The following is an 18,815-nucleotide window of genomic DNA, read 5'->3' as shown; positions in this document are numbered from 1 at the left end:
CACTTCAAATCTTTTTAATGTTTACTTTACAACTTGGATTCCATATCAGCACATTACGTGCAAACAAGACATCACCCGTTTCTATTACGACATGACCGGGCATTTTCGCTCTTCTCACTTTTAAGTCGCTTTGGATGTTTCGCTCCAGCCAGTCATCCAATACGGACCGGCTGGAATTTCCGTCCAGCAGTATCTGGAACACTTCAGTTCCGGTGTAGCTTTCAAAAGCCTTCTCGTTATTATCCATAATCATTTTGGTAAATTATTACTTGTTTGAATGATTCCGTCTTCCCATACCACATAATAGCTTCCCGGGTCTCCAATGGCGCGTCCTTGACAATAAGCTTTATAACCGACCACCCGAATCTTCATATCACAGATATATTTCAATCTTACTGCACCGCCACCCATCGGCTGGCTTTTCTTTTCCTGGCTGATCCAGATGAAACATTTCTTCGGAAAGGTTTCCATCAGTTCCACAGCCTGCGGATAATCCCATCCGGCCACCTGAAAGGAATCGATGATGATAAACTTCGGGCTTTTCGGTTTTTTCAGTCTGGCAATCACTTCCTCCAGACTGCCTTCTGTCACCACACGAAATTTACCCTGCACCTCATTCATCTTCAGATAACCCATACGCCGTTGGAAGCTTTGGTTGATTTTCTCTTCGTAACTCATGTACAGCACCGTCCCATAGTTGCACAGTTCCTTTCCAAGTTGCATCACAAAGCTGCTTTTCCCACTGGCACTGGCACCGCTGATGAACCACGAAGCGTTCTCTGCCGGGAACCCGAAAGGTTTGCTCCATTTCTCATCCCACGGCAGAGTAACCCATTTCTTGGCGGCTATTTCCTTCGGACTGTACGCACGCTTCATTATTCCGCTGTCATTTTAAGTTTCTCAATCTCGGTATAGACTCTTCTCAAACCACCGCATGTCTTCCGTACAATCTGGGCTATATCAGCCCCCGCAGGAGCATTTACCTTGGCTACAATACGTGCCTGGTTGTTCAAGAACTGTTCGCGCTCCTTTCCATCATCCGGAGTCACCTTGCTGTACCGGTCACCATAACGGCTCAACATTTCGGTATAGCCCACCTTCTTACATTCTATGGACCGGTTGATTTTCTCTTTCAATCCGTCTGCCCCCATCATATACCAGGCGCAGCAGCGCTCAGTGGCATTCCATAAGGCCTTCAGTTCCAGGAAAGCTTCATACTGCAGGTCGCCTGCTTCATCGAGGATGATAAGCGGGGTTTCCATCGAACGGAGGTAATATACCAGGTCTTCATACACATCAGAATACTTCCCCTTGCTGTCCACACCAAACTCTGCAGCAATCTTGCGTACCAACTTCAATTTTGTCTTTACCTGCGAGCAGTCGATATAAACGGCATTCTTGTGGCTTTGCACATAATAACGTGCCGTGAAAGTCTTGCCGATATTGGGCATGTCGCACAAGATGCCCGACAGACTGGACTGCTGTGAGAACTCCAGCTGGGCAGTTATATATTCAAAGGTCGGGGTCTTGGCTGCTTTCCATTCCATTTCACCACGGAGGTTCACCCCTAATTTGCGGGCAATGCTTATCCAGTTGGCATCGCTCAGGGCTTTGTCTGTCTGTCCGTTCTTGATTGCACTGTACACAGATGTACTGATGGCTAAAGAGGCAGCATGCTTGGCATCACTGGGATAGTTCGCACGGTTGGCGGCTATCGCTGCTAAAATCTTCTGTTTTTGCGCTTCTGTAATCATAATTCTAACGCTGTTTTAATGTTGTTCTAATTCTATTCTTACATGTCACTGATGGCCCTCATTGCCTCGCTTATTCCGGAGTGCCATTCATAATCTGATTCCGGATCTGCCGACAATTCGGCTGGCAAATCATCGGATAGTTCCACCGGGGGAAGTTCCAGTTCCTCTTCCGGGTCATCCGTTGGCTGATCCGGTGTACCGGTTCCCACCTTTCCGATGGCGTGGTCATTGAGGTATTTGCTGAAATGACTCAGAACTTTGTTTTGCTCTGTATAGGCTACCCGGTCTTCTTCGGTCTGTTCTGCCATCACCCGGTTGTAAGTCACTACCGGACGAACCTTGTCAAGGTAGCGGTCGTTCTGGTACAGGAAGACATCCGTAGGCTTGCCCTCTTCATCCGGCAGATAGTAAGCCGTCACCTTGCGGTTGTTTGGTTCCAGCTGCTCCAGCACTTCCGGACCGCTCAGCCACCAGTCCGCATTTGCCACACGTACTGTGGAATTTCTACGAATACTGGTATCTACCTTTTCTCCGATATATCTGCTCAAGGTCAGTTTATCAAGCGGTCGAAGGGTCGGATTGATTTTGGCTACGAGCACATCCCAACGGGTCATTCCGGGATATTTCTTTTGATTGGGGTGAAGCGTATTGTTCCATTCTTCACAATCGCGCCGGTCGTCCGCCACAAGCTCTTCAAACGTATAATACTTTCTGTCTTCCCAGGTGTGGTTGCTGCTGTCGCTCACTTTCTTCTGATCCACCCGCCGTGCACCCTTACCATACCAACGGCCAATGCCTTCATGGTTCTTATGTGCTATGGTTGTCTTGAACGCACCGTTCAGAGCTTCAGCATATTTCTCCTGTGAGTTCTGTGGAGCACAGAAATGCACAAACTTAAATACCTCGCCTGCCTTCAGAAATCCTTCTTTATACTTGCTCATCAAGTGCTGCTCCACCTCAATACCGGCTGGAATACCCCATCCGTTACGTTCGATGAGCCGGAACATATCACGGAAACAGTCCACTACCAAGGCATCATCCTTATCCCGTCCGTAGGCCAGCCCGATACGGCACTGGCTCACCACATCATAGGCATAATAGGCATGCACATACTCGCCGCCTTTCATCCGACGCGGCAAATCCACGTCATCCATCGTAATTTGTGACAAAGAGAACTCACCACCATGGCGGTGCATGTGCGGCATTTGCTCATGATAGAACTCCATACGCCCACGCAAGGCTTTCTCTATCAGCAGCTGGTTTGCCGGGTTGTTCAGAATGTTCCGGATAGTGCTTTCGCTCAGTTCTTTCGGCTCCCCGTTCTTGTCCGTAAAGTTTTCCGGGTTGAATATCTCTCCTGTTTCCAGATCCCATACTTCCAGCTCACCGCATACAAACGACAGATACATTTCATGTACATCGCTGCCGTATGGTTGGTTGGGAAGTACTTTCAAACTCATCACCAAGCGTTCGTCCATGTGAGTTACCTTCCGCTTGTTCTGGTTGCCGAATTTTCCGGTTATCAAACATTCGTAACCATACTGCTTGTATTCGTTCACTTTCTTGCGGAAGCGTAGGGTACTGGCAGGAAGGTCATGACCAAAGTCTTCGCGCAGGGTCTCGATGGTAGTGGCCATCATGTCCCAGTTATATTTTTCACCCATCAGTTTGCGGTAATCATTGCTTCTGTTATAAAGCTTGATACAAGTATTCAGAACTGAAGCATTCACCGCATATTTCCGGGCAAGTTCGTCTGTAGCTCTGTTGCTGGAAGAATGGGAGGCCCAATCCAAGAAATAAGCTACTGCAGCCTGATCCAACACATAGTTTGACAGTATCCAGTGGCGAAGTGCCTGCTCTGTTCCTCCGGGGTTGTCTTCCTTTACCCGCTCCAGGCACTCGGTAGGCAGACTATTGAGGGCGACCAACGCGCAATTTCCAGCAGCACCTCCACCACGGCGCACCACCTTGATACGACCACGGTTCACCCAGTTCCTATAACAGGATTCGGTGATATAGCCGCCATCGATGAGCTCTCGTGCAGAAATACACTGTATGTTACCGTAATACACCAACATAGTCACCTCCTATCTCAATGCAGATGCAAACGCTTTTATGTGGTCAATTTCCGAAACCATTACATGCTCGTAAGTCTTCACTGTTTCTCCTTTGAATATTACCTGGCCGCTACCATCCTTGCGGTCAAACTCTATAAGAGCACCATTGGGACAATATAGGCGGGATACTTTGTCATAGTCGTGAAAAACCTCCACCTCCGGAATAACAACCATCACAATACCGCCACGGTCCATGGCCAACTTACGGATCTTTGCAGAAAGTTCGGAGTTACCACGACGGTCATCAAACCGGATAGCGTTATAAACAGTCTTCTCTGTCACGTTGAGGGCCTTTGCGATAAAGTCGCGGTCAGCTTTCGTAATGTGAATGTACCTCTTGTTCATATCTCACTTATTTTAATGATTAATATTGGAGGGAGTCCGGGGAATCGAACCCCGGCGCAAGAACCATGCACTCCCGTGTGTCTTTCCACACCGTCACCCGTCTCTTAACGCCTTCCGGGTCGTCACGCTGGGTTATCCTGAGTATCTTTATCTTCTTGTTTCTTCTGTTCGTGCCACCTTAGTGTCTGAAACGTATCATAGTTCATCACGAGTAAAGATGTATATGATTCATCTCGGAACCTTTCATTCTTGTTAGGTACTGCATCCTTGATTTCATTAAGAACATCACCAACCGCACTGAGGAGTTTTTCCAATGTTTCCGGTTTTACCTTTTTCAATAATGTCTCTTTCATAATCTTATACTTAAAAATCGCTAATCACACGCCTTTTTTGTATCTTTGGCGCGGTGTTCTTTTTTGAACACGCTGCAAATATACAGAAAATCCTGTAATAACAAAAGATATGAAAGAAAAAAATACAGAAATATCTGCAAGAATAGAAGAAGTTATATTTATCTTGCACACTAATCCAAATAAGTTCGCCAATGCATTAGGGTACAGTAGAGCCCAAACTATCTATGATATAGTAAGCGGAAAGTCTGCTCCAAGCTATGACTTTTTTAAAAGGTTTATAATGTCAGGATATTCTGTATTCATCAACCTTCGATGGTTATTTACTGGGGAAGGGAATCCTATAATTGAAGAAACTTACTATGAATCAGATTTGCCAATTATTAAGGGGGAAATGACAGAAGAGCAAGCACAAGCTAAGTTGAAAGCAGTTAAAGCCGCAAAGAATCAAAACAATATACTTCATGAGGAAACAAATAATAGTACCACTGAATCTTTCTTGTCTATAATAAGAGAGCAGGCAGAAGAAATAGGAAGGCTTAAAGAACAGATTCGCCAAATGACAATCGAAAAGGGAAAACATGTGTCGGATGCACACATTTCCGGTACTGCAAATGTCGGGTAGGCGGATTTACTGTTACCATACACCGGTGATGGGAAACGAAGCGTACCCCCTATCATCCCCCATGATGTCCCCCTCCCAAGCAATCCCCCTCCCCTACCTTCATATATGGGTATAAAAACACTGATATTAGGGCATTTAAAAACTAAAGCGTGAAAAATGATAGGTTTTTAGGGGGGGGCTATCAAATAAAAAACGAGGGGTATTTTTAAAATTATAGTATTTTAGTACGTCTGTATCGCACACCGCCAAAACCATATTTTGAATATCCAGTTCTATAAAAGTGAATATCCACTTTGAACATCCACCTGAATATCCAGCGTCAAAAAAGACCGATTTCAAGCACAAAAAAAGGGAGGTATAACAACCTCCCCACACCGGATCATTCTAAAGCCATTTTTATTGCGTTTTTGCCCGCTTATTATTCGTCTGATACATTTCCACTACGCCCGCAAGAAATGAGCGTAGATTGCTTTATTATAGCCTTTTTGGTGCATATAGTACCGTTCCCGGACAATCCTGCATGCAGCAAATAATTCTTCGTTGCACCCACCTGTTCAGCTGTAAAAACGGTATAAACCGCCGAAATGCTGCTGAAATACCAATCTTTCCGCTTTGTTCCTTCTATTCCGTGCGTCAAATGCACATGTATTACCTTTGCCATAGTTTATAATATTTTGCTACAAATATACCAAATATCTATTATATGGAATAAATTAAGCAATATTATATCAAATAATCAGGTACAAAAAAAGCAGCCGCAGCTGCCATGCACTCCCCCACCCGAATCAACCATGTAAGCCCTATGTAAACCCAATTAAACCTATCTGCAAATCTGTATGCCTAAAAAGCACCTAAATGTAGCTGCAAATTAAACCCACGTAAACGTTTCGTTTTGCAGAGCCATCCACTCATATCTTGCACAACCTTTTGTATATCAATAGCTTTGATGTCTTTTTCTCCCAACCCTCAATATACGTTTCGTTCTGTGCCCCATATTTCCGATGATGCAGATGCCCGAAAAGTAATAGCGTGAACGTCGGTCAAAACGTTTTTCCAAGAATTCGGGGATGGTGAAAATGCCAGACTTGATGTAGAGAGGTAGCAAGAAAATGGCAAAGAATACCATCACTATGATTCCTGTAAGATTGTAGTTGAACACAGCCAGTCCCGTATGATAAGCGTCGCCGGATTGTCCGATTAATGTGGTACTTGAAATACTGGCTGCAAATAATGACAGCCCTACTACCCACCAGGGCATGGAACGCCCTGCGAGAAAATAGGATTGCGAGTCTTGGCTTTTGCCATTCTTTAGTCCCCACCATACGATGAAAACCATATAAGCGAATACGATTATAAGGTCTAAAGTACTGATTGAAAATGTTTCCATGGTTTAATTTTTTTGCATTGCTAAATTTATATTGCAAAAGTAGGGCTGATTTCGGTAACATGCTTATGGTATTTTGTTTGTTGATTATACTTTTTTGAAAATTTGATTCTTTATTTATTGGAATTTATATCTTTGCAACTATAAAATCTATACTGACATGAAAGATATACAGAAAGAAATTACTCCTATTGCTGCTGAAGATTTATTTATTGTCCTTAACCATCCGAATGCCAAGTTTGATTATCCGGTTCATTATCATTCGGATTATGAAATCAACTTGGTAATGGACACATATGGTACTCGTACAGTAGGCGATTCTGAAGAGGAATTTAATACTCTAGACTTGATTATGATAGGGCCTAATATACCTCATGCCTGGAAGGGAGAAGTGGTGGAAGGTAACCATGTGGTTACTATTCAGTTCTCTGATAAACTGCTTAATTTCCCTATTTTAGGAAAACGGTTGTTTTCCTCTATCAAGCAGTTGCTGATTGAATCGCAACACGGCATTAGCTTTTCGGAACAAATACAGTTGCTGATGAAGGATAAGATTCTGAAACTAACAAAAATGCAGGGATTTCATACGGTATTGGAGTTCTTTTCTATTCTTTATGAACTTTCCATCGCTGATCGCCGTATTTTGGTAAGCAATCAATATGATACAAAAGATACAGTACGCACCTCTAAAAGCAGGCGTATAGCTAAAGTATGTGAGTATATTGATAAGAATATAGAAGAACCTATCCGTCTAGGGGATGTGGCGCAGTTAGTAAGCATGTCCGAGTCGGCTTTCAGCCACTTCTTTAAGAAAAAGACTAATTGTACGTTCATTGATTATGTTACCAATCTACGGATAGCTCGTGCTTGTCAGCTGCTATCGGAAACAACTTATACGGTAGCCGAAATTTGTTATACTTGCGGTTTTAACAACCTCTCTAACTTTATACGGATATTTAAGAAAAAGAAGGGTAGTACACCGCAAGAGTATCGCATGTTTCTACAGCAGATGTTGATAAAGTATTAATGATGGAGAATTGGACTGTATGGGAAGGTGAATTGGACAAATATTCTTTGACTTTACTTTAAAGTTAACGACTGCTCAACTACATCTTGTGCATTCGATTTTTAGTGAAGTATACTCCGCATCTCAATTTTCATATACCAACTTATCTCAGGGGTGTTTTTGGATGGTAGTTTCGTTTTTTCCTGCATTTTCCCGGAACTGCCTTGATTATTTTCCCCATACGTCCGACAGCTGTTCCTGCAGGTCTCTGTCTGATTTAGGAACCTGACAATAAGGTAGTTTACCGATTACATTATTCAGCCACTCTCTAGGGGCGGCATCACGTTCCTTACATGAAAGAGCAGATTATAGCCGTATTCTCAGTTGCCTCCCGACTGGTGAATTTTTAGAGAAAACAATGGATAACACTATTTATTTTAACGTGAATTCGAAATAAGAATAAATATAATCTATTGAGGAATAAGAATATAGTAATAAAAGTGTTAAATTTATAGTGACAAATTATAACGTTTAAACGATTACCACTATGTTCTCAGAGTCTACAGTTACAGAGATTTATTGTTTGTCCGATGATTTTTGCAAGAAATTTGTGTTGCAACAGGAAAAACATATGATTAAGGACAAGAAAAAAAGATATCGTAACAAGTCCAACCGCACGAGTGATGCTGAGGTTATGGTTATTCTTATCCTGTTTCATTTAGGTGATTTCGCCGCTTCAAGCATTATTACAAAGGGTATGTATGCAAACATCTCAGACACTTGTTCCTGGATCCGGTTTCCTATAACCGTTTCGTAGAGTTGGAGAAAGAAATACTGCTTCCTCTAACTATCTTCATTAAGAAAGTTCTATTGGGGAACATGTACGGGTATTAATTTTGTCGATTCCATTCCTTTGCGTGTATGTCGTAACTAAAGGATGCTGATTCATAAAACATTTGAAGGACTTGCGGAACGTGGAAAATGCTCTATGGGATGGTTCTTTGGATTTAAGCTGCATTTGATAATTAACGATAAGGGGAAAATTTTCAATTTTATGTTTACTCTCGGGAATGTGGATGGCCGGGAACCGTTAAAGCAGGGTAGGTTTTTGGAGAACATCAAAGGGAAACTCTGTGCAGACAAAGGATATATCGGACAAGGCTTATTCGAGAATCTTTTCCTTAATGGCATACAGCTTGTCACTAAAGAGAAATTCACTGATGAGTATTGTTGACAAGATTCTGCTTAGAAAAAGAACTTTGATTGAAACAGTCAATGACGGGCGTGTAAAATAAGCAGTGTTAGCAAAGTTAGTATTTTATTTTTTTCTTAGCTGACACAGTTTAAATTACGGTCTCGGTCAATGGCGAGTTGAAGAACATTGAACAGATAGAGTACTCCAGACATCGTTCTTTTAACAACTTCATTGCCAATTTCTCAGCTATCGTTGCATACTGTTTCTTTGAAAAGAAATCTGCCATTGATGTCATTTATCAATGATGGGCAACTGGCTATTTTCTAATTTTATTTCGAACTCACGTTAATTAGTGTGATAGCCCTGTGTTCTATATTCTTTTGGGTGGTTACAAAGATACTGCTTGTATTCGGAAAAATAAAGTTTCAGCTTATTGATTTTCTCGTTGGCGACCGTATTGTTTTCGTTATCCAGTTCGGTCAACCGGCAACTGATGTAAGCTTCTTGTTTCTTTACGTTCCACTAGTCCGGATATACTCTCACTCTGGTAGAAAGTTTTATCTGCTTGTTCCTAACGCGGGCCACAAAATAGATATTTGCCGGCTTTTCGGACTTGGGCTTTCTCTGATTGAAATTGTATCCGATCTCATTGCTGAAAAACTGTGCATTCATAAGGCAGTTTTTTTAGTTTGTTCTTTTTTTATGTTCTTTAATCTCGTTCTTTTAAAACACACAGTGACGGATTTGATTAATTTATAGCCCTTTGAGAATATACCAGAACAAAACTTTTCACTTTCGAACAAAATAAATAGATTTTTTTCGTTATTTTTGTATAGCAGTATTATAAATATAAAGAAGGAGGGTATATGCGTATAAAACGGAAAGTCAGTATCTCTTGTCTTGGTGGCCGTTTGGGAATCTGCCTGCTGTTGGCTTTTGTGCCGCAATTGCTTTTTGCGCAGGAAGACAGTGTACGTTTCATTCGTGACAGTATACAGATACAGCCGGAATTCAATGAATCTCTATTCTCTCCTTTTGAGCTTCCTTCTGAAAACTCTGCCCCTTCTTCCATGTTTCATCCGGAGTACTCCTATTCCCTGCCCGATTTTTCACTGAAAGAGTCTCTTCGTCTGCCTTATCAGACCAATCCTTCCCTGCTATTTCGGGGAGATTACAGTACAAGCGGTGTATTAAGACAGTTTCCTCACGGCATGTTATTCGGTTCCGGTGGGCAGACCAGCGTACCGGGTATCGGACGTTTCAACAATGCTTCCCTGGGATATCAGCATGCCTTTAACCAAAGGCTGACGCTCCAGCTTGGCGTAGATGCCATGAAGATAAATATGATTCATTCCACCGGGCAGGCTTTCAGTACTTCGGGAGCTTTGCGGTATCAGGCTTCGGACCGTGTAGCTTTTAAGGTTTTCGGTTCGTATGCCATAGGAAATACTTACGGGATGGATACCCACCGCTACGGTGCCACCATGTCTTTGGATATGTCCGAACGTTTTGGTATGGAAGTTGGAGTACAACGTTATTACGATGCTTATCGCGGTCGTTGGGAGACGGTTCCCGTTGTGATTCCCTATTATAATTTCGACAAGTTTAAATTAAGTCTGGATGTAGGTGGAATTTTGTATGAGATTCTGCGTAACACCGTCTTTGATAATAGAGGGGGCAGTGGCGGAGCGACTATTGCCCCACCACGTTTTCAGATGCCGCCATTGAGATAAGATAAGTATAAATCAGCTTTTTGTAGGGACAATCATCAAACAGTTTACTACTGTTACATAATATTATTGCTAATGTAGAAATACTTTCATGATATTTCGTTTATTTTTTGTTTTGCTGTTCGTTTTTGTGCGGACAGTTGTCCGAAAATGGACATTACTATAAAATAGTTATTCTTTGATAATCAGTGATTTAATTCTTTGGCACGCAGATTGACTATATATAGGCGAAGACGGTTATGAAACAACAACCTCCTCAGAGAAAGAAGTAATAACAATAAAAAATAACGATTATGAAAGCAACAGTATTTTCAAAAGCAGTGGTAATGATGGCAGTGGTAATGGCAAGTGTAATGAACTTTTCTGCAAGTGCGGCAACTCCTGCCGATTATGTGAAAAACGAGGAGATGACCGGCGAACTGATGACCGCCAAGACTATCTTCCGCAATGAGGACGGACACCTTTTCCGTCACCTCCGCTACACTTACACTTATGACAGTGAGAACCGTGTGACGAGCAAGGAAGCTTTCAAGTGGGATAGCGTAAAGGAAGCCTGGGTGCCTTATTTCAAGCTGGATGTTGAATACGCTGACAGTGAAGTTGAGTTGAACTATGCCCGTTGGAACAGTAGAACTAATGGTTACGACAGCTATACGCAAACTACCGTTTACGAACTGAATGACAGCAATGCGGCTTTGATGTTGGCAAGTACCAAATAAAGGATAATATATCAAATACAAAAGAGCCAAGTATCGCGAGGTGACACACCTTTGATACTTGGCTCTTTTTCGTTGAGGAAATGTATTATTGTTTCTCTGTTATCAGTCCGACAGCATAATTCAGCACTGTATCTTCATCCTTCATGAAATCTGCTACGGTTTGGGATACTTGATGATGGGGTGATATGCCTATACCTTCCATGGGGAAACCTTTAGAAGAGACGTCCGGCTGGCGGGTAGGAATACGGAAATAGGTCCGCTGTTTGGTACAGAAAGGACGGGGGCCATTGCCGGTATCCCCTCCAGTGGCTTCGCCGATGAGGGTGACATTTCCGCTTTCCTTCATGTCGAGTGTGAAGCTTTCGGCAGCAGAGAGCGTATAAGTGTCGGTCAGCAGATAGATTTTACCCTTATAGGCGTCGGCTTCGGGTTGTATGATGTAGCTCTTGCTGACGCAGTGTGGTTGTGTTTCGCGGATGAAGTACTTGCAGATATTTACTCCATTCATGCTGTTTCCTCCGCTGTTTCTACGTACGTCTATAATGAGGTATGGTAAATCCTTGACTTTGGGATAGACCGCCTTGAAATCTTCCATGACGGGGTTCATCATGGTTTTGATGGTAAGGTAACCAATGCTGTCTTGTAATATCCTGCTCTCCACAGTTTGTTCTTCGTTATCCGGAAAATAGTCCCTTTGTTTCAAGGGAAGGGTGACGGTCAGAGTATCGCCCCCTCTCAGCAGTGTATAGTTTCTTAGGGTGTCTGCATAACTACGGAACGCATCATAGGCTGTACGGAGCCGTCTGTGGGGGACGGTAGATGCTTCGGTATATTTTTCGTTCTGTTCAATCCATTGTTTATAGGGGAGTCCGTTGATAGCTATAATCCGGTCTTTGTCCTGGAAGCCGTATTCTGTCAGATAGTCACTGGGTTTGTCAACGAACAAGGAATCCTCTATAAAGGCTATGCGCTGATTGGCTGTGTACCTTTTGTAGCAGGTAATGGCGTGGGCGCATTGTAAGGCAGAGATGTATTCCTGCACTATCAGTCCGTAGTCTGTGGTGGTCTGCGCCTGGCGAACGCGGGCGTCACAAGCTTGATACAATGAATCCATATTCAGATGCTTGGCTTGGTATAATGAATAATTCTCCATGACAATCTGGTGTATTTCTTTGAAATCTTCTTCAAACTGCGAGGGGGTTAACGGTAGTTCCGCGATGTAGAAGTTTTCTACATCAATCTGCTTGTCATTATAGAAATAGTTGGCATAAACATACAAACCACACCAAATGGTTGCCAGTACAGCCATTACGATGACTATTACTTTTGAAATTTTTTTCAGAATCTTCATGTTTTATAGAGTTTAGTCGATATTTGCTTTTTCGGCAAAAATAGTAATAATTTTCGTTAATCTTATTTTTCTAACCCCTTATTTGCCAACGATGGTAACATGGAAGTAACTAACTGATCTTCAAGTGCCTTCTTGTACGATATTTAGTAGTTGGCTAACTTTGCAACCGTAAATCAAAACATACTAAGGAGAAGTGATTATGAAGAACTATCAGAAAGTAAATGTGCCCGCAGGCGAGGCACGTGTCGAGTTGCACGATTCATTGAATCTGACTGGTGCAGAAGTATCTATCAGCAATTTGCCGGCTGGTGCAGGAGTACCTTTTGTGCATTCGCACAAGCAAAATGAAGAAATTTATGCCGTCCTCTCCGGACGCGGCACCATGGTGGTTGACGGAGAAATCGTAGAACTGCAGGCGGGTGACTGGCTTCGCGTGGCTCCGGCAGGAGAACGACAATTGTCGGCTGCGGCAGACAGCGCCATCAGTGTGATTTGTATTCAGGTGAAAGCCGGCTCTTTGGAAGGCTTTACGATGACGGACGGTGTGGTGAAGTAAGAGGAAGTCACACAAGTAGAATTAAGGTAATAGGGGATGGGCTGTGGTGCAGGCTATTCCCTATTGTCATATGATGTGCAGTGATTTATTGACTGCGATTTGTTTTATAGTCAAAATAATCATATATTTTGTGCTATACCTAAGAAAACAGACCATGTCAACGATGCAATAAAGCAGAAATTATGATTAAATTGAAGAAAGAGCATTGTTTCTGTCACATAACGAGGACCCAATCAAAGAGTTTAAAACTAAGAATTGAAAACATAATATCATGGCCCAGCATAATGCCATCAAGTTTTTCGAAGCGAAGAAAGTCCGAACCGTTTGGGACGACATAGAAGAAAAATGCTACTTCTCAATAGTAGATGTGGTGGCAGTCTGCTGTATGCCTATCCAGTTACGTCTCCGATAGATTGAAAAAAGGAAAGATATAAGAGGAAATGTGTTTTCATTTTGTTCTTGTTTTGGGCGCAAAAGTAATAAATATCTCCGTTAACCTAACATTAACGTAACGATAACCTAAAAGCTTTTTACCTCCCTCAATCTTTGCAATGTCGAAAGGGAACAACTTCCCCGAAGACAAGAACTTAAAACAAAATGTATAACTTAAAAAATAGAACCATTATGAAGACTTTAGTAATTTCAGCAATCATCGCAATGACCTCTTTAGTAAACGTAGTAAGCGCAGCAGCCGTTAACCGTACAGACAACTTTGCCTATAATACCGAAACCAACGACGGCCGTGTGGAAACACAAACCGTATTCAAAGTGGAGAATCAGAAATTCCTGCACCACCACTTGAAGTACAATTACATTTACGACAACTCCGGTCGCATCTCCCAAAAAGAAGTGCTGAAATGGAACGAATCCACGCAAAGCTTTGAGAAGCACCACAGTCTTAACTTCTTCTATACGGATGACGTCACTGTGGAATACGCCCTCTGGAACGAGCAAAGCAATGCCTACACCGACATCAAGCAGAAAGCCGTCTATCGGCAGACCGACAGCAGTGTCCTGCGCTACCTCAGCTACGAATGGGACGAAAAGAACAATGACTGGAGCTTGACAGCACCATCACATGACGGGTGAATCTGTGCAGTTATTGGCAGAGAAATAAGAAAACACGATTTCTATTCTATTTATTTTAAAAACCAAGACATTATGGCAATATTATTTCGCAAACACGAACGTTTAAGTAATTTGGCACAGAATTCTGTAAAAAGGTATATCCTACAATTATATATAAATACAGCAATCCGGAAGACTGAAAGAAGTGGCAAAGGAAATCAGCACCATGTCCAGTGGGAGTGAGGGTAATTCCTATAGTGTGCTGAAAGTTATCTGAAGAAATCACTGTTGGCAGGTCGTATCGTGACTGAGTAAATTCTGAAAATATAGAGACTATGGGCCTCCTTTCTACACTGTGTGCGGGAGGGAGGCCTTCTTCTCTTCCAAAAATAACCGGATTGCCTTTCTTGAACAAACAATTATAAATATCTTTGGAGCATTATTCACTCATTAAACTAACAGAAAACACCATGAAAGTCACAAACAAATCAACAGTGAGAGTAGGCGCGGCAGGAGTCGCAGTCATTGGAATTATAGTATTGTTCTTGGTCATGTTTGCCGTGGAGCGTATTGATTCGGGACAGACGGGCATCATCGTCAATCTGGCCGGTAGTGAGCGTGGAGTAGATGATGCCAAGGTGGAAACCGGATGGGTGGTTTACAACCGTTTTGCCAAGCAGCTATTCGAATATCCTGCATTTGCGCAGATTGTAGACTACGAACCTTTCGACATTCAGGACAAGAAGGGAACCATCTTCAAGACAGACCCTACTATAGAATACTTCATTGAGCGGGAGGATGCCAAAGTAGTTTTTCTACGCTATCGCAAGACTACCGAAGAATTGGAACAGAGTGTTATCCTGACGGAAGTGAAGAACGCTTATAAGGACGTGGCAGGACTCTATGAGACGGATTCGCTCATCAACAACCGTCCGGCTTTCGAGAAGGAGGTGGAGGCATTACTGAAGGAGCGTCTCAGTACCCGTGGCTTTACGTTTACCAACATACAGTCGTCCGTGAAACCCAACGATGTGCTGCAAGCTGCCATTGACGAAAAGAATACTGCTGTGCAGAATGCCTTGAAGGTGGAGAATGAAAAGAAAGCCGCTATAGCCGAGGCGGAAAAGGTAGTAGCTGCCGCCAAGGGTAAGGCAGATGCCAACCGTATCCTTCAACAAAGCATCACGCCGGAATTGATTCAACTAAAGGCTGTGGAGAAATGGGACGGGAAATTGCCGTTGTCTACCGGTGGAAATACGTTGCCATTCTTGAAGTTGCAATGACAATCTCTATGAGACCCCATTGGCAACTTGATTCTTTTGGGGAGGTACTGATTGTGTGCGCGGATAATCACAAATAAATCAAGCGGTAAGCCATCTATCTCTCTATTTGCTAAGATTTATTCGTCCGATACTTGTTGAATTATCGTCCGACAATTGTCGGACGATAATTCAACGGCTGTCGGACGAATAAGTTTTAGTAAGCAAGAATTTAAAATGCAGTATTGCAGGAATTGTTGCTTAAATAGGGAATGTAGTAAATGGGAGACAACTGTTGCTCATCCTTGTTGGGATCGCATGAACAAGGTTTTCAAGAAGATAAAGGGCGTTTCGCCGAGTGAATATGTACTTTTGTAAGGGAAAAGGGGAAAGATACGAAAGGTATGGGCATAAAAAAAGGAGTACCGCTGTACTCCAACCTTTGTTAACCTTAAATCTAATACTATGAAAAACACATTGCAAAGGTACGAACTTTTTGCTTATCTCCAAATAAAGCAAATAAAAAAGACTGTTTTATAACATGTTTTAGGAAAATGCGTCTCTTTGTTAAGGCTTGCTAAGGTTTTGAAGCCTCTCCGTGGCTGTTTTCTAAAAAAGAATTATCTTTGTCACATTAAGTTTTGGGTCTTACTTGACGATTTCCTGCTCTCTTGGCTCAAAGCTTTGGAAATTAAAAATTAAAGACTTGTATGCACGAAGATATTGTCCTTACCCCGATGATGAAGCAGTTCCTCGACTTGAAGGCAAAGCATCCCGATGCTGTCATGCTGTTTCGTTGTGGTGACTTCTATGAAACCTATTCCACCGATGCCGTCGTCGCGTCCGAAATCCTCGGTATTACCTTGACCAAACGTGCCAATGGCAAGGGGAAAACCATCGAAATGGCGGGTTTCCCGCATCATGCGCTCGACACCTATCTGCCCAAGCTGATACGTGCCGGCAAGCGTGTGGCCATCTGCGACCAGTTGGAGGACCCGAAGCTGACGAAGAAACTGGTGAAGCGCGGCATCACGGAGTTGGTGACGCCGGGAGTTTCCATCAACGACAATGTGCTGAACTACCGGGAGAACAACTTCCTGGCTGCCGTGCATTTCGGTAAGGGTGCCTGCGGTGTGGCTTTCCTGGACATATCTACGGGCGAATTTCTGACGGCGGAAGGACCTTTCGACTATGTGGACAAGCTGCTGAACAACTTTGCCCCCAAAGAGGTGCTTTTCGAGCGTGGCAAGCGGCTGATGTTCGAAGGAAACTTCGGCAGCAAGTTCTTCACCTTCGAGTTGGACGACTGGGTGTTTACCGAGACATCTGCCCGCGAAAAGCTGCTGAAGCATTTCGAGGTGAAGAACTTGAAAGGCTTCGGTGTGGAGCATCTCAAGAACGGTATCATCGCTTCGGGAGCCATCCTGCAATACCTCATCATGACGCAGCATACGCAGATAGGGCATGTCACTTCGCTGGCACGCATCGAGGAGGATAAGTATGTCCGCCTGGATAAGTTCACGGTGCGCAGCCTGGAGTTGATGGGGTCGATGAACGACGGTGGCAGCAGTCTGCTGAATGTGATAGACAAGACCATCAGCCCGATGGGTGCCCGCCTGCTGAAACGCTGGCTGGTATTCCCGTTGAAGGACGTGCAGCCGATTAACGAGCGGCTGAATGTGGTGGAATACTTTTTCCGCCAGCCTGATTTCAAAGAGTTGATAGAAGAGCAGTTGCATTTGATTGGCGACTTGGAACGCATCATCTCCAAAGTGGCGGTAGGGCGTGTCTCTCCGCGTGAGGTGGTGGCGCTGAAGGTGGCTTTGCAGGCGATAGAACCCATCAAGGCGGCTTGCATGGATGCCGATAATGCCAGCTTGAACCATATAGGCGAGCAGTTGAATATCTGCCAGTTTATCCGCGACCGCATTGACCGGGAGATAGACAATGACCCGCCGTTATTGATTAATAAGGGAGGTGTCATCAAATCCGGTGTCAGTGCCGAGCTGGACGAGCTGCGCCAGATTGCCTATTCCGGTAAGGATTATCTGTTGCAGATACAGCAGCGAGAGAGCGAACTGACAGAGATTCCCAGTTTGAAGATAGGCTACAACAATGTCTTCGGCTACTACATCGAGGTGCGCAACACGCATAAGGACAAGGTGCCGGCAGAGTGGATACGCAAGCAGACCCTTGCCAATGCCGAGCGCTATATTACCCAGGAGTTGAAGGAGTACGAAGAGAAGATTCTCGGCGCGGAGGACAAGATACTGGTACTGGAAACACAACTCTATGCAGAGCTGGTACAATCTTTGAGCGAGTTCATTCCTGCCATTCAAATCAATGCGAACCAGATAGCACGGTTGGACTGCCTGCTCTCCTTTGCCACAGCGGCGCGCGAGAACAACTATATACGCCCCGTCATTGCCGACGACGACGTGCTGGAAATCCATCAGGGACGGCATCCGGTCATTGAGAAGCAGCTCCCCATCGGCGAGAAGTATATTGCCAACGATGTGATGCTGGACAGCCAGACGCAGCAGATTATCATCATTACGGGTCCCAACATGGCGGGTAAGTCCGCTTTGCTGAGGCAGACGGCGCTGATTACGCTGCTGGCTCAAATCGGCAGTTTCGTGCCTGCGGAGAGTGCCCATATCGGTTTGGTGGATAAGATATTCACCCGTGTGGGTGCCAGCGATAATATTTCCGTGGGCGAGTCTACCTTTATGGTGGAGATGAACGAGGCGGCGGATATCTTGAACAACCTTTCTCCCCGCAGCCTGGTGCTGTTCGACGAGCTGGGACGCGGTACTTCTACGTACGACGGTATTTCCATCGCCTGGGCGATTGTGGAGCATATCCATGAGCATCCAAAGGCGAAGGCACGCACCTTGTTTGCCACGCACTACCATGAGTTGAACGAGATGGAGAAAAGCTTCAAGCGTATTAAGAACTACAACGTTTCGGTGAAGGAGATAGATAACAAAGTCATCTTCCTGCGCAAATTGGAGCGCGGCGGCAGCGAACACTCCTTCGGTATCCATGTAGCCAAAATGGCAGGTATGCCCAAAAGCATCGTGAAGCGTGCCAATGACATTCTGAAACAACTGGAAACGGACAACCGCCAGCAGGGGATTTCCAGCAAACCGATGGTGGAAGTGGGAGAGACACGCGGTGGTATGCAGCTCAGCTTCTTTCAGCTCGACGACCCGGTGCTGTGCCAGATACGCGATGAGATACTGAATCTGGATGTGAATAACTTGACGCCGCTGGAGGCGCTGAACAAGCTGAATGATATTAAGCGGATAGTGAAAGGGAAGTGATTTTTGCTTATAGGAGAAAACGTGGAATTT

At 44.0% G+C, this 18,815-nt stretch carries 17 protein-coding genes and 3 pseudogenes; 10 read left to right on the top strand and 10 right to left on the bottom strand.

What is annotated here, in order from left to right; genetic code table 11:
* Positions 1–4 precede the first annotated feature (4 nt).
* From DWY57_RS15300 to DWY57_RS15275, 6 genes are all read right to left on the bottom strand, one after another.
* Complete coding sequence (locus DWY57_RS15300) at positions 5–253, bottom strand: hypothetical protein (RefSeq protein ID WP_008620886.1); 249 nt, start codon at positions 251–253, stop codon at positions 5–7.
* Positions 250–876 (bottom strand): ATPase AAA, encoded by a 627-nt coding sequence (locus tag DWY57_RS15295; RefSeq protein ID WP_008620887.1) that lies wholly within the window; start codon positions 874–876, stop codon positions 250–252. The genes DWY57_RS15300 and DWY57_RS15295 overlap by 4 nt, the downstream gene beginning before the upstream one ends.
* A complete protein-coding gene (locus DWY57_RS15290) occupies positions 876–1,754 on the bottom strand; it encodes an AAA family ATPase (RefSeq protein WP_005798313.1) in 879 nt (292 codons plus the stop codon). Before DWY57_RS15290 ends, DWY57_RS15295 begins: the two co-directional genes overlap by 1 nt.
* Before the next feature lie 38 nt (positions 1,755–1,792).
* Entirely contained in the window at positions 1,793–3,832 is a 2,040-nt protein-coding gene (locus tag DWY57_RS15285; RefSeq protein ID WP_119962022.1) for a hypothetical protein, read from the bottom strand.
* 9 nt (positions 3,833–3,841) lie between these two features.
* Entirely contained in the window at positions 3,842–4,216 is a 375-nt protein-coding gene (locus tag DWY57_RS15280) for a hypothetical protein (RefSeq protein WP_119962021.1), read from the bottom strand.
* Positions 4,217–4,338: 122 nt separating this feature from the next.
* Complete coding sequence (locus DWY57_RS15275) at positions 4,339–4,569, bottom strand: hypothetical protein (RefSeq protein ID WP_119962020.1); 231 nt, start codon at positions 4,567–4,569, stop codon at positions 4,339–4,341.
* Positions 4,570–4,678: 109 nt separating this feature from the next.
* Here DWY57_RS15275 and DWY57_RS15270 point away from each other — a divergent pair, with 109 nt between their 5' ends.
* A complete protein-coding gene (locus tag DWY57_RS15270; protein ID WP_005798321.1) occupies positions 4,679–5,191 on the top strand; it encodes a hypothetical protein in 513 nt (170 codons plus the stop codon).
* A 418-nt stretch (positions 5,192–5,609) separates the two neighbouring features.
* On the opposite strand, the gene DWY57_RS15260 is transcribed toward DWY57_RS15270, so the two are convergent.
* Together DWY57_RS15260 and DWY57_RS15255 are read right to left on the bottom strand one after the other, a co-directional pair.
* Positions 5,610–5,852 carry a hypothetical protein gene (locus tag DWY57_RS15260; RefSeq protein ID WP_005798322.1) on the bottom strand — a complete coding sequence of 81 codons (243 nt, stop codon included), beginning with the start codon at positions 5,850–5,852 and terminating at the stop codon, positions 5,610–5,612.
* A gap of 330 nt (positions 5,853–6,182) precedes the next feature.
* Positions 6,183–6,578, bottom strand: a pseudogene (locus DWY57_RS15255) (sodium transporter); the annotation flags it as partial.
* A gap of 157 nt (positions 6,579–6,735) precedes the next feature.
* On the opposite strand from DWY57_RS15255, the gene DWY57_RS15250 reads away from it, so the two are divergent.
* The gene (locus tag DWY57_RS15250; RefSeq protein WP_119962018.1) at positions 6,736–7,602 is read left to right on the top strand and encodes an AraC family transcriptional regulator; all 867 of its coding nucleotides are present in this window, start codon (positions 6,736–6,738) and stop codon (positions 7,600–7,602) included.
* Positions 7,603–8,128: 526 nt separating this feature from the next.
* A pseudogene (locus tag DWY57_RS21640) lies at positions 8,129–9,081 on the top strand (IS982 family transposase).
* Between the two features lie 70 nt (positions 9,082–9,151).
* Here DWY57_RS21640 and DWY57_RS21635 read toward each other — a convergent pair.
* Positions 9,152–9,448: pseudogene (locus tag DWY57_RS21635) on the bottom strand (integrase); the annotation flags it as partial.
* A 194-nt stretch (positions 9,449–9,642) separates the two neighbouring features.
* Between DWY57_RS21635 and DWY57_RS15230 the strand changes: the two are divergent.
* On the top strand, positions 9,643–10,509 hold the full coding sequence (locus DWY57_RS15230) for a hypothetical protein (RefSeq protein ID WP_081030711.1): 867 nt from the start codon (positions 9,643–9,645) through the stop codon (positions 10,507–10,509).
* A 290-nt stretch (positions 10,510–10,799) separates the two neighbouring features.
* Complete coding sequence (locus DWY57_RS15225) at positions 10,800–11,225, top strand: DUF3836 domain-containing protein (RefSeq protein ID WP_119962017.1); 426 nt, start codon at positions 10,800–10,802, stop codon at positions 11,223–11,225.
* An 85-nt stretch (positions 11,226–11,310) separates the two neighbouring features.
* On the opposite strand, the gene DWY57_RS15220 is transcribed toward DWY57_RS15225, so the two are convergent.
* Positions 11,311–12,576 carry a S41 family peptidase gene (locus tag DWY57_RS15220; protein WP_119962016.1) on the bottom strand — a complete coding sequence of 422 codons (1,266 nt, stop codon included), beginning with the start codon at positions 12,574–12,576 and terminating at the stop codon, positions 11,311–11,313.
* 199 nt (positions 12,577–12,775) lie between these two features.
* Here DWY57_RS15220 and DWY57_RS15215 point away from each other — a divergent pair, with 199 nt between their 5' ends.
* The 5 genes from DWY57_RS15215 (at position 12,776) to mutS (ending at position 18,785) form a co-directional block, all read left to right on the top strand.
* Positions 12,776–13,132 (top strand): cupin domain-containing protein, encoded by a 357-nt coding sequence (locus tag DWY57_RS15215; RefSeq protein WP_005833946.1) that lies wholly within the window; start codon positions 12,776–12,778, stop codon positions 13,130–13,132.
* 271 nt (positions 13,133–13,403) lie between these two features.
* Entirely contained in the window at positions 13,404–13,544 is a 141-nt protein-coding gene (locus tag DWY57_RS20960; protein WP_005833945.1) for a hypothetical protein, read from the top strand.
* Positions 13,545–13,756: 212 nt separating this feature from the next.
* Positions 13,757–14,221: a DUF3836 domain-containing protein gene (locus tag DWY57_RS15210; protein WP_117599908.1), complete on the top strand. Its 465-nt coding sequence runs from the start codon at positions 13,757–13,759 to the stop codon at positions 14,219–14,221.
* A gap of 449 nt (positions 14,222–14,670) precedes the next feature.
* Positions 14,671–15,483, top strand: a complete 813-nt coding sequence (locus tag DWY57_RS15205) for an SPFH domain-containing protein (RefSeq protein WP_005824816.1) — start codon at positions 14,671–14,673, stop codon at positions 15,481–15,483.
* A 686-nt stretch (positions 15,484–16,169) separates the two neighbouring features.
* Positions 16,170–18,785, top strand: a complete 2,616-nt coding sequence (mutS, locus tag DWY57_RS15195) for a DNA mismatch repair protein MutS (RefSeq protein WP_119962015.1) — start codon at positions 16,170–16,172, stop codon at positions 18,783–18,785.
* Positions 18,786–18,815: the final 30 nt, after the last annotated feature.

The organism is Bacteroides sp. AF25-5LB, assembly GCF_003602965.1.
GTDB classification, from domain to species: domain Bacteria; phylum Bacteroidota; class Bacteroidia; order Bacteroidales; family Bacteroidaceae; genus Bacteroides; species Bacteroides uniformis.
This window is presented reverse-complemented; position numbering and strand designations above follow the sequence as displayed.